9 protein-coding genes and 1 pseudogene are annotated in these 11215 nt (G+C 70.3%); 7 read left to right on the plus strand and 3 right to left on the minus strand.

Annotated elements, in window-relative coordinates; translation table 11 throughout:
- Positions 1–27 precede the first annotated feature (27 nt).
- Complete coding sequence (locus ACFYV1_RS04645) at positions 28–1032, minus strand: GlxA family transcriptional regulator (protein ID WP_389393873.1); 1005 nt, start codon at positions 1030–1032, stop codon at positions 28–30.
- A gap of 219 nt (positions 1033–1251) precedes the next feature.
- On the opposite strand from ACFYV1_RS04645, the gene ACFYV1_RS04650 reads away from it, so the two are divergent.
- The 6 genes and pseudogenes from ACFYV1_RS04650 to ACFYV1_RS04675 form a co-directional block, all read left to right on the plus strand.
- Positions 1252–1941 carry a DJ-1/PfpI family protein gene (locus ACFYV1_RS04650; protein WP_389393874.1) on the plus strand — a complete coding sequence of 230 codons (690 nt, stop codon included), beginning with the start codon at positions 1252–1254 and terminating at the stop codon, positions 1939–1941.
- Between the two features lie 89 nt (positions 1942–2030).
- On the plus strand, positions 2031–2357 hold the full coding sequence (locus ACFYV1_RS04655; RefSeq protein WP_389393875.1) for a hypothetical protein: 327 nt from the start codon (positions 2031–2033) through the stop codon (positions 2355–2357).
- Positions 2354–2953: a hypothetical protein gene (locus ACFYV1_RS04660; RefSeq protein WP_389393876.1), complete on the plus strand. Its 600-nt coding sequence runs from the start codon at positions 2354–2356 to the stop codon at positions 2951–2953. The genes ACFYV1_RS04655 and ACFYV1_RS04660 overlap by 4 nt, the downstream gene beginning before the upstream one ends.
- A gap of 2 nt (positions 2954–2955) precedes the next feature.
- Positions 2956–3258: a DUF3817 domain-containing protein gene (locus tag ACFYV1_RS04665; protein WP_389393877.1), complete on the plus strand. Its 303-nt coding sequence runs from the start codon at positions 2956–2958 to the stop codon at positions 3256–3258.
- 299 nt (positions 3259–3557) lie between these two features.
- Complete coding sequence (locus ACFYV1_RS04670) at positions 3558–4448, plus strand: GNAT family N-acetyltransferase (RefSeq protein ID WP_389393878.1); 891 nt, start codon at positions 3558–3560, stop codon at positions 4446–4448.
- A 196-nt stretch (positions 4449–4644) separates the two neighbouring features.
- Positions 4645–5280: pseudogene (locus tag ACFYV1_RS04675) on the plus strand (hypothetical protein); the annotation flags it as partial.
- A 139-nt stretch (positions 5281–5419) separates the two neighbouring features.
- Here the strand turns inward: ACFYV1_RS04675 and ACFYV1_RS04680 are convergent.
- Positions 5420–6244, minus strand: a complete 825-nt coding sequence (locus tag ACFYV1_RS04680) for an N-formylglutamate amidohydrolase (protein ID WP_389393879.1) — start codon at positions 6242–6244, stop codon at positions 5420–5422.
- Positions 6245–6794: 550 nt separating this feature from the next.
- Between ACFYV1_RS04680 and ACFYV1_RS04685 the strand changes: the two genes are divergently transcribed.
- Entirely contained in the window at positions 6795–8375 is a 1581-nt protein-coding gene (locus ACFYV1_RS04685; RefSeq protein WP_389393880.1) for a carbohydrate-binding protein, read from the plus strand.
- A gap of 185 nt (positions 8376–8560) precedes the next feature.
- Here ACFYV1_RS04685 and ACFYV1_RS04690 read toward each other — a convergent pair whose 3' ends face one another.
- Positions 8561–10957 (minus strand): ATP-binding cassette domain-containing protein, encoded by a 2397-nt coding sequence (locus ACFYV1_RS04690; RefSeq protein ID WP_389393881.1) that lies wholly within the window; start codon positions 10955–10957, stop codon positions 8561–8563.
- Positions 10958–11215: the final 258 nt, after the last annotated feature.

Consider the following 11215-nt stretch of genomic DNA (forward strand, 5'->3'; position numbering starts at 1 on the left):
GCCCGAGCGCCGGGCCACGGCCGAGCCTCAGAGCACGGGGCCGCCGGTGGCCCCTGTCGCCGACCGCGTCGAGACGGCCGAGCGGTCTGCGGACGTACCGAACGTGCGGCGGTAGGCGTGCGGGCTGACCCCGGTGGTGCGCTTGAAGCGGTCGCGGAACGCGGTGGGTGAACCGAAACCGACCTGGGACGCGACGCGTTCGACGGAGTGGCGTGTGGTCTCCAGGAGGTGCTGCGCCTGCCGGACCCGGGCACGGTGCAGCCACTGGAGCGGAGTGGTGCCGGTCTGCTCGCGGAAGCGACGCATCAGGGTCCGGGTGCTGACACCCGCGTGGGCGGCGATGTCGGCGAGGGTGAGTTCACGGGACAGGTTGTCCTGCAGCCAGTCGAGCAGGGGTTCGAGGGTGGAGCCCCGGGGTGCGGGGGCGTAGTCGTGGACGATGAACTGCGCCTGCCCGCCCTCGCGTTCAAGGGGCATGACGGACAGGCGGGCGGCGTCGGCGGCGACCGCCGAGCCGTAGTCCCGGCGGATCATGTGCAGACACAGGTCCAGGCCGGCGGCGGCACCGGCGGAGGTGAGGAACTGGCCGTTGTCGACGTACAGGACGTCGGGGTCGACCTCGATGTCCGGACAGGTGGCGGCCAGCAGGTCCGCCGCGATCCAGTGGGTGGTGGCCCGCATCCCGTCCAGAAGGCCGGTGGCTGCCAGCGGGAAGGTACCGGTGCAGATGGAGGCGATGCGCGTGCCGTCGGCGGCGGCCGCTCGTAGCGCGTCGCCGACGGCGGGCGGCAGCGGGGCGGTGGGTGCCGAAGTGCCCGGCACGATGATCGTGTCCGCGCCCCGTAGTCCGTCCAGACCCCACGGTGCGCGCAGGACGAACGTCCCCGTGTCGATCTCCCCACGCTCGGCGCACACACGGATCTGATAACCGGGCCGCCCGTCCGGGAGACGGGTACGGGTGAAGACCTCGATCGGCGTGGACAGGTCGAACGGGATCACCCGGTCCAGCGCGAGAACGGCGATGGTGTGCATGGCAGGAAAATACCCTCCCACAGGGGTGGGGTCCGGGCCAGTCTGTCGAATTCCTCCCTCCTTCTCCAGGTCAGAGGTGTGATGGAGAGCCTGGCGAGGGCTTGGCGAGATCCCGTTGAAAGGTGTCACCAATGCCACTGTGAGGTGAGGGCGACAGCTGGTTGGCTTCGGGATGTCCCCGGCTCGAGCCGGACTTCCCACACTTCTGAGGAACCGCTGATGCACGCTCAGATCGTTCTGTTCGACGGCTTCGATCCGCTCGACGCCATCGCCCCGTACGAAGTCCTGCACGCCGGCGGCGCGGCCACCGGCGGCGCTGTGAGCGTGGAACTGGTCTCCGCCGAGGGTCCTCGAGAGGTGGTCAGCGGAACCGGGGGCGTCAGCCTGCGGGCCACGGCCGCTCTCAACCCGGGGCGGGCGGGCCTGATCGTGGTGCCCGGCGCCTCGGGCCGCGTCGGCGAACCCGGCGAGGTCCCGGACCAGGACGCGACTGCCGGGCAGTGGCAGCCGGACGAGCTCATCGCGGTGACGCTGGGCCGCACCCTGACCACTGAACTGCCCGCACTGCTGAAGACGGCGATGGAGGATCCGGAGGTGACGGTCGGCACGGTGTGCGGCGGCTCGCTCGTCCTCGCCATGGCAGGCCTGCTGGAGGGCCGCCACGCCACCACGCACCACCTGGGCCAGGACATGCTCCACGCCACCGGCGTACGGGCGGTCGGCGCCCGCGTAGTCGACGACGGAGACCTCGTCACCGGCGCCGGGGTCACCTCCGGACTCGATGTCGGCCTGTACCTGCTCGAGCGCGAGGTCGGCCCCCGGATCGCCCACGCCGTCGAGGAACTGTTCGCCCACGAGCGCCGCGGCACCGTCTGGCGCGCTCACGGCCCCGTACCCGCGGGCCTCTGACCACGCTCCCTCTGCCCGCGCCCCTGATGACGTGCCGCTCGCGCGTCGCGTCTCCCCGCCCGCACCACACCGTGAGGAAGAACTGAAGCATGTCCGTCGAAGGCATCTGGGACCTGTGCGTCGCCACCCCCATAGGCAGGATCAAGGCCGTGATCGATCTACGCCGGGAGAAAGGCGTTCTGACCGGCACGGCCCACGGGACGGACGAGGACGTGGCGCTCGACGACGTCGTCCTCACTGGTGACCGCCTCACCTGGAACCAGTCCGTCACCCAACCCCTGCGGCTGAACCTCGCCTTCGCCGTCACGGTCGACGGCGACAGTCTGTCCGGGACCTCCAAGGCCGGACGCCTGCCGGCCTTACGGGTCACCGGCGAACGCCGCGTCGGCCGAGCGGCCGGGGAGCGCCGGCAGTGACGAAACTCTTCCTCTCGCTGCACGTCCTGGCCGCAGTCGTGGCCATCGGTCCCGTCACCGTCGCCGCGAGCATGTTCCCCGCAGCCCTGCGCCGTGCCGACGGCGACCCGGATGACCACGAGTCGCTCTCGACGCTGCGGCTGCTGCACCGCATCTGCCGGGTCTACGCGGGGGTAGGCGCGGCGGTCCCCGTCTTCGGGTTCGCCACGGCGAGCAGCCTCGGGGTGCTCGGCGACGCATGGCTGATCGTCTCGATCCTCCTGACCGCCGTGGCCGCGGCCGTCCTGACGCTCCGGATCCTGCCCGCCCAGGGCAGAGCACTGGTGGCGGCACAGGCTGCCGGCCCGGTCAGGGGCACCGTCCCAGAACCCGGCGTCGGGCCAGCCCTGGGCGTCGGCACGGGCACCGGCACCGGCACCGGCACGGGCACCGGGACCGGTTCTCGCACCGGCACCGGGACTGATTCCCGCCCCGGTTCGACGACGGCCACACGCCAGGCCGGCCGCCTCGCGATGCTCACCGGCGTCTTCAACCTGCTGTGGGCCACGGTCACCGTACTGATGATCATCCGTCCCGGCTCCACCACAGGAGTCTGACCGTGGATCCGCGGCCGCTGCGCATCGCCGCACACACCGAACTCGTCTCACTGGTCGTCATGCTGGCGAACATCGCCACGGCCCACCTCCGCCCTGTCTCCGCCTTGATGGGCCCCGTCCATGGCTGCGCCTACCTGGTCGTCGTCGTCGCGACATGGCGCCTTCAGCAGGCCACCGCCTCCGTCAAAACCGTGTCCCTCGTCCCGGGCATCGGTGGTCTCCTCGCGCTGCGGAGACTCGACCGCGCTGACTCGGCCCACTCGCGCCCCGCCGCTGCCGACGGGCCCTGCGGCCCGCCACCATGAGCGCGACGGCGGCAAATGCCTCGCCGTCCCGGGACAGCCCTTAGGCTCTGCGGACCGGGACCGCGCGGTCCCGCAGGTTGCGGAGCCGTGGCAGAGCGGCCCATTGCGCTCGGTGTGGGGGAGGTCCCCCTCATGCCGATTGACGGGGATCCGGGCGGACCGGCCCCACCCCGCCCGCGGGTTCGAATCCCGCCGGTGCCGCAGCCGCCCCCGTGCCATACCCCGCACCCGACCGGTGCGTGGACAACGCTCAAGAAAGGCGGGTGCGTTGATGCGGTCGATCCGGTAACGCTCACATCATGGAACCTGCCGTACGCATCAGACCGATGCGGGTCGATGATCTCGCCTCGGCCGAACGAGCCGCCGCCGTGACCTTCCTGGAGGGCGACCGGCTGACCAGACGAGTGAGCGAACCGGAACCGGAACCGCGCTCCACCGCCACCTCCGAGCAGTGGATCGAGCGTATGGGCTTCTTCCTGGCGACGGATCCCGGCGGTTGCCTGGTGGCGGTCGAGGGGGACGGCGACGAGGTCACCGGGTTCGCGATCTCGCAGAACCGTGACCACGTCTGGTTCCTCGCCACATACGGCGTGCTGCCCGGCCGGCAGGGCACGGGCATCGGCAGGCGCCTGATGGACGCCGTCCTCGCGCATGCCGACGGCCGCCCGGGTCTGTTCTTGTCCACCGTGCATCCGGCGGCGACCCGGCGCTACCGGTTGGCCGGCTTCTCGCTGCACCCGCAGATGCGCATGGTCGGAACGGTGGACCGCGCAGTCCTCCCCGCCGTGACCGGCCTGGAGGAGGGGACCGCCGACGACTTCGAGTGGATGGACCGTCTCGACCGCGAACTTCGCGGCGCCGGGCACGGACCCGACCACCCGTACATGCTGCGCACCCTGCCCCGCCTGGTTGTCCGCAGGACCAAGGGGCGTGCGGGGTACGTATGGATCGACGACCGCGGGCGTGTGGCGCTGCTGGGAGCCGAACGCACCGAAACCGCACAGCAGTTGCTGTGGGAGGCACTTGCCGCCTCGAAGGGGCGCACTCTGGTCAACTGCATCACCACCGCCAACCAGTGGGCGGTCGACGTCGGCCTGGCCGCCCGCCTCGACATCGGCCAGGAGGGCTATCTCGCCCTGCGCGGCATGCCCGACCCGGCTCCCTACCTCGCGAGCAGCCACTTCCTCTGACCGGTGTGACCAGTTGGCTCGGCGGGCCGTCGGCCGGGTGCCGCCCGCCCGACGGCGCGACGACGTGGCCCGTACCGCCAGGAGAAGCCGCCGTGAGCCGTGAGGGCCGTCAGGGCGGACCGGTGAGTCGACCGTGCCGATCCGTGGACGGGACCCGGAGCCGGGACCCGGAGCCGGGACCCGTTCTGATCCGAGGTCGACCAGCCGGCCGTCGTCGCTCTACATCGACCCGTCCAACGGCGGCATCCGCTGGAGGACCGCAGCGGGCAGCGACAACGGGCGGGGTGTGGCCGGCGACATCTGGGCGGGCAACGAGGGGGCCGAGATGTGGTCGGCCGCCGACTCCGCCGTCCGTGACACGAACGGCACCACCCGTGGCCGCGAGCCGTCGTCCGCCAACTTCCTTGCCTGGTGGGACGGGGACACCACACGCGAACTGCTGGACGGCACACGCATCGACAAGTACGGACCCGGTGGTGACAGCAGATTGCTGACCGGCTCCGGCGTGCACTCCAACAACGGCACCAAGGCCAACCCGTCGCTCTCGGGCGACATCCTCGGCGACTGGCGCGAGGAGGTCCTCTGGCCGAGGAGCGACGACAACGCGCTACGGATCTACTCCACGCCCATCGTCACGGACCACCGGTTCGTGACCCGGCTTCAGGACCGGATGTACCTCACGGGCCTGGCATGGCAGAACACCGCGTACAACCAGCCACCGCACCCGGGCTTCTTCCTCGGCAGTGGCAGTGGCAGTGGCAGTGGCAGCGGCAATGGCAATGGCAATGGCACCGGCACCGGCACCGGCATCGGCACCGGCGTCGGTGACTGACCGACGCGGCGGGCACCCGCCCCGCCCGGTCGGCCGTCGGAAGGGCCGTGCCCGCGGCCCGTTCGTGAAGGGCCGTGCCCACGGTCCGCGCGCCTTCCCCCGGGCGAGCGGACCGCGAAACCGGCCGGGACCGGGACCGTCAGCTCCCCGCCGTCGTCCCGCCGCTCACCGCGTCCACCAGTTCGGCCAGGGCCTCCGCGAGTGCGCCCAGACCGGGGCCGGCCGGGCCGCCGGGTTCGGACATGTAGACGTCGCGGCGTATCTCGATCATGAGCGCGCTCACCCGCGGGTCCTTGCCGTAGTGCTTCATCGGTACGTACGCGCCCGCGAACGGGCTGTCCAGGCCCGTCCCGCCGAAGCCCGCGAACGCCTTCCGGGCGGCGGCGAGCAGTTCCGGCGGAGTGTGGAATGCGTCCGTGCCCAGGCAGATCGGGGGCCGGGGACCCTCGCCGTGCAGTTCGTACGGCAGGCGCTCCGTCGGGTACGAGTGGACATCGATGACGACGGCCCGCCCCAAGGCGTCGAGCCGCTCGTCCACGGCGGCCGTCATGGCCGCCGCGTACGGGTGGAAGTAGCGCTCGATCAGTGCCCGTCCGTCGAAGTCCGCCGGACGCAGGTCGGCACGATGCGTGGTCCGTGTGTAGACCGCGCCCATGCCGACCGCGAGCATCTCCTCCCGCTCGTCGGGAAAGCGCTCCGGGTCGACGACCAGCCGGGACAGCTGGTTGACGAACTGCCACGGCGCGACACCGGAGACGGCGGCGGCAGCCGCTGCCCCGGCGGCTATCTCGGCGGTGTGCGAGTCGGTGATGTGGTCCTTCTCCGACTCGAGCGCGCGGTCGTCGAGCAGGATGCCGGAACGCGCGTCCGCGGGTACGGCACGCGAGGAGTGCGGGACGTGCAGGACGACCGGGGAGTCGGGAGCGCCGGGGAGGAGCCGGAAGGACGCTGTCGTGTCGTTCACGCGGGGTTCCTTGCTGTTGTCGTCGTGGATCGAGCTCGGAGAGGCAAGCGCGCCTCTCCACCAGGGGTTGGGCCTGCCCAGCAAGGTGCGGGGCGGCCTGGGAAAGACTCTAACGGGACGGTCTGACAAACCGGTCGGGCCCGGTGCGGCCCGGTCCGGCGGTACGCGGCCGTCTCCCCGGAAGCCGGTACGGCGGCCCCGGGGTCCCCGTCTCCCGCCGGGATCGCCCCGGGCGCCGTGCCGGCATGGCACGCACGCACGGCGTCCTGCAGGGGCCGGCCACAGCTCGAGCCGGTGTTCATCATTATGAATAATAATCATGTACATGGCTATTGACGACATCATGGCGGGCTTCTAGATTCCGGAGAAAGCGCTTACCCCACCGCTCAGTGCCGTACTTGAGCGGGACCTCTTTCCGGTCGACCGTGTTCATAATGCTGAACCAGCCGCATTGTCGCGCCCGAGCCGGTCGAACGTCAGCCCCGCGCAGTTGCTCGCCCCGACACACCGACCCTCCGGTCGGACGAGCCGACGAACCTGGAGACGAACGATGCAATTACGCCCCGCCATCGCGTGCGCCGGACTGCTTGCCGGTGCGCTCGTCGCACTGTCCGGCAACCCGGCGCAGGCCGCGTCCGTCCGCTACGAGGCCGAGAGCTCCCCGTCGGTCTGTACCGGCACCATCGACTCCGACTGGGCCGGATACTCCGGCAGCGGATTCTGCAACGGCACCAACGCCACCGGCTCCTATGCCCAGTTCACCGTGAACGCGCCCGTCGCGGGCACGGCGACACTGACGGTCCGCTTCGCCAACGGCACCGGCACCGCACGGCCCGCGAGCGTCAGCGTGAACGGTTCGACGGCCACGTCGGCGTCGTTCGAGAGCACCGGCGCATGGGACACCTGGGCAACAAGGACCTTCACGGTGCCGGTGCGTTCGGGCAGCAACACCGTCCGCCTCACCCCCACTTCCTCGGCCGGCCTGCCGAACATCGACCACCTCGACGTCGAGACGAGCGGCGACACCACCACCCCGCCGCCGTCCGGCTCGGCGCTCTACGTCGCGCCGAACGGCAGTGACAGCGCCGCCGGAACCCAGTCCGACCCGACGACACTGACCTCGGCCATCAGCCGTGTCACGCCCGGCGGGACGATCCACCTGCGTGGCGGGACCTACCGCTTCTCGCAGACGGTCACCATTGCGCAGGGCAACGACGGCACCGCGGGCGACCGTACGCAACTGTCCGCCTACCCGGGCGAGACCCCGGTCCTCGACTTCTCGGCCCAGACCGAGAACTCGGCGAACCGCGGGCTCGCCGTGCACGGATCGTACTGGCACGTCAAAGGCATCGTCGTCGAGCGTGCCGGTGACAACGGGATCTTCGTCGGCGGCAGCAACAACATCTTCGAACGCACCGTGACCCGCTTCAACCGTGACACCGGCCTGCAGCTCTCGCGGATGCTCTCCAGCACCCCGCGCGATCAGTGGCCGTCCAACAACCTCATCCTGAGCGCGGAGTCGCACGACAACGCCGACTCCGACGGCGAGGACGCCGACGGCTTCGCCGCGAAACTCACCTCCGGCCCCGGCAACGTCTTCCGCTACGCCGTCGCCCACAACAACATCGACGACGGCTGGGACCTCTACACCAAGTCGGAGACCGGCCCCATCGGCGCGGTGACCATCGAGGACTCCCTCGCCTACGGGAACGGCACCCTCTCCGACGGCACCCAGAACTCGAGCGGCGACCGCAACGGCTACAAGCTCGGTGGCGAGGACATCGGGGTCGACCACGTCGTACGGCGCAGCATCGCCCACGACAACGGCAAGCACGGGTTCACCTACAACAGGAACCCGGGCGCCATGACGGTCTCCGACAACATCAGCATCGACAACGCCGAACGCAACTTCTCGTTCGACGCAGGCGGTTCGGTGTTCCGGAACAACGTCTCGTGTCGCAGCGGTGACGGCTCCAACGACAAGACCGTTGGAAACGCCGACGGTTCGAACCAGTTCTGGACCGGCACCAACGGCTCCCGGTGCTCCTCGTACACCGGCGCCCTGAACTGGTCCTTCGCCTCGGACGGCCGCCTTGCGGTCACTTTCGGCGGCCGAGCCGCCACGCCGTAACCGGCACAGCGACGCCTGCCCCGCACTCGTCACGGCCCAGCCGGGCCCGTCCGGTTCGTTCTTCCGGACGGGCCCGGCCCGGCGCCGGTCCGACCCCGCCGAGTCACGCGGACGCCCTCGCCGACCGCGGCGGACAGCACCTGAAGAGGCCTCTCCCGGCCCCTGCCCGCCGCGTGGTGGCGCGGTCAGATACCGACGTAGGTCGCGAGATGCTCGCCGGTCACGGTGGAGCGGGCGGCGACGAGGTCGGCGGGGGTGCCCTCGAAGACGACTCGGCCGCCGTCGTGGCCGGCGCCGGGGCCGAGATCGATGATCCAGTCGGCGTGCGCCATGACCGCCTGGTGGTGCTCGATGACGATCACCGACTTGCCGGCGTCCACGAGCCGGTCGAGAAGCCCGAGCAACTGCTCGACATCGGCGAGGTGGAGACCCGTGGTCGGCTCGTCGAGTACGTATACACCGCCCTTGCCGGCCATGTTGGTCGCCAGCTTGAGCCGCTGCCGCTCGCCACCGGACAGCGTTGTGAGCGGCTGCCCGATGGTGAGGTAACCGAGCCCGACGTCGGCGAGCCGCTGGAGGATCCTGTGCGCCGCCGGTGTGTGCGCCTCGCCGCCACCGAGAAACTCCTCCGCCTCGGTCACCGACATCGCCAGCACCTCGCTGATGTCACGGCCGCCGAGACGGTATTCGAGCACCGAGGCATCGAACCGCTTTCCTTCGCAGTCCTCACAGGTCGTGGCGACTCCCGCCATGATCGCCAGATCGCTGTAGATGACGCCTGCGCCGTTGCAGGTCGGGCAGGCCCCCTCGGAGTTGGCACTGAACAGCGCGGGCTTCACCCCGTTGGCCTTGGCGAACGCCTTGCGGATCGGGTCGAGCAGACCGGTGTACGTCGCCGGGTTGCTGCGCCTGGAGCCGCGGATCGGACTCTGGTCGATCGACACGACGGCCTCACCGGCCGGGATCGATCCGTGCACGAGTGAACTCTTGCCGGAGCCGGCGACGCCGGTGACGACGGTGAGCACCCCGAGCGGAATGTCGACGTCGACTCCCCGCAGGTTGTTCGCCGTCGCGTCGCGGATCTCCAGCGCGCCGGTGGGCTTGCGAACCTCCGCCTTGAGTGAGGCCCGGTCACCGAGGTGGCGGCCGGTGATGGTGTAACCGGCCCTCAGCCCTTCCACGGTGCCTTCGAAGCAGACGGTGCCGCCCTCGGCACCGGCCCCGGGGCCGAGGTCGACGACGTGGTCGGCGATCGCGATCGTCTCCGGCTTGTGCTCCACGACGAGCACCGTGTTGCCCTTGTCCCGCAACTGCAGCAGCAGGTCGTTCATCCGCTGGATGTCGTGCGGGTGCAGGCCCACGGTGGGCTCGTCGAAGACGTAGGTGACGTCGGTGAGCGAGGACCCCAGGTGGCGGATCATCTTGACGCGCTGCGCCTCGCCGCCGGACAGCGTGCCCGCCGCCCGGTCCAGCGACAGGTAGCCGAGACCGATCTCGACGAACGAGTCGAGGGTCTGCCGCAGCGCGGTGAGCAGAGGTGCCACCGAGGGCTCCTCGAGGCCGCGGATCCACTCGGCCAGGTCCCGGATCTCCATGGCGCAGGCGTCGGCGATGCTGATCTTCCCGATCTTCGACGACCTGGCACCCTCGCTCAGCCGGGTGCCGTCGCACTCGGGGCAGGTGGTGAAGGTGACCGCCCGCTCCACGAACGCCCGGATGTGCGGCTGCATCGCCTCCTTGTCCTTGGACAGGAACGACTTCTGGATCTTGGGGATCAGCCCTTCGTAGGTGAGGTTCACGCCGTCGACCTTCACCTTGGTCGGCTCGCGGTACAGGAAGTCCCGCATCTCCTTCTTGGTGTACTCGCGGATCGGCTTGTTCGGGTCGACGAAGCCGGACTCGGCGTAGACGCGCACCGTCCAGAAGCTGTCCGACTTCCAGCCGGGGATGGTGAACGCGCCCTCGGCGAGCGACTTGGAGTCGTCGTAGAGCTGGGTGAGGTCGATGTCGGAGACCGTGCCCCGGCCCTCGCAGCGGGTACACATGCCGCCGGTGCGGTTGAACGTGGCCTTCACGGTCTTCGTCTTCGCGTCACCGCGTTCGACGGTGATCCCACCGCTCGCCCGGACCGAGGCGACGTTGAAGGCGTACGCGCTCGGCGGGCCGATGTGCGGCTCGCCGAGCCGGCTGAAGAGGATGCGCAGCATGGCGTTGGCATCGGTGGCGGTGCCGACCGTGGAGCGGGGGTCACCGCCCATCCGCTGCTGGTCCACGGTGATCGCGGTCGTCAGCCCGTCGAGCACGTCGACCTCGGGTCGTGCCATCGACGGCATGAAGCCCTGCACGAACGTGCTGTAGGTCTCGTTGATCAGCCGCTTCGACTCAGCGGCGATCGTGTCGAACACCAGCGAGCTCTTGCCCGAACCGGAGACCCCGGTGAACACCGTCAGGCGGCGCTTGGGGATCTCGATGGTGATGTCCTTCAGGTTGTTCTCCCGCGCGCCGTGCACACGGATCAGATCGTGGCTGTCCGCGACGTGCGGTGCAGGCGACTGCGCGTCCGCCCCCGTGGTCCTGCTCATCGTGTCTCCATCTGTCGGGCGGAGGCCGCCTGCGCGGTCTCCGTCGTCGTCGCCCGGCTCGGTACGTCCCGTTCCGAGTAGTACGGCCGGTCCCATTTCGTCGCGGCGTGCACGGTAGTCGCCGCGTGCACGGCAACGGTCCCCGTCGGTTGCCGTGGCCGACCAGGGCGCGGTCGTGTCTCTCGTCCGTCCGGAACCGGACCTGAAACCGGGACCGGGGCCGGACCGGGAACCCGGCTCGGCCCCGGACCCAGACCC

It is taken from the genome of Streptomyces sp. NPDC003023 (genome assembly GCF_042888225.1).
Lineage (GTDB): Bacteria > Actinomycetota > Actinomycetes > Streptomycetales > Streptomycetaceae > Streptomyces.

Coding starts and splice junctions, on each gene's coding strand:
- ACFYV1_RS04690 (WP_389393881.1), bottom strand. CDS start 10,957: ATGAGCAGGACCACGGGGGCGGACGCGCAGTCGCCTGCACCGCACGTC.
- ACFYV1_RS04645 (WP_389393873.1), bottom strand. CDS start 1,032: ATGCACACCATCGCCGTTCTCGCGCTGGACCGGGTGATCCCGTTCGAC.
- ACFYV1_RS04655 (WP_389393875.1), top strand. CDS start 2,031: ATGTCCGTCGAAGGCATCTGGGACCTGTGCGTCGCCACCCCCATAGGC.
- ACFYV1_RS04650 (WP_389393874.1), top strand. CDS start 1,252: ATGCACGCTCAGATCGTTCTGTTCGACGGCTTCGATCCGCTCGACGCC.
- ACFYV1_RS04670 (WP_389393878.1), top strand. CDS start 3,558: ATGGAACCTGCCGTACGCATCAGACCGATGCGGGTCGATGATCTCGCC.
- ACFYV1_RS04685 (WP_389393880.1), top strand. CDS start 6,795: ATGCAATTACGCCCCGCCATCGCGTGCGCCGGACTGCTTGCCGGTGCG.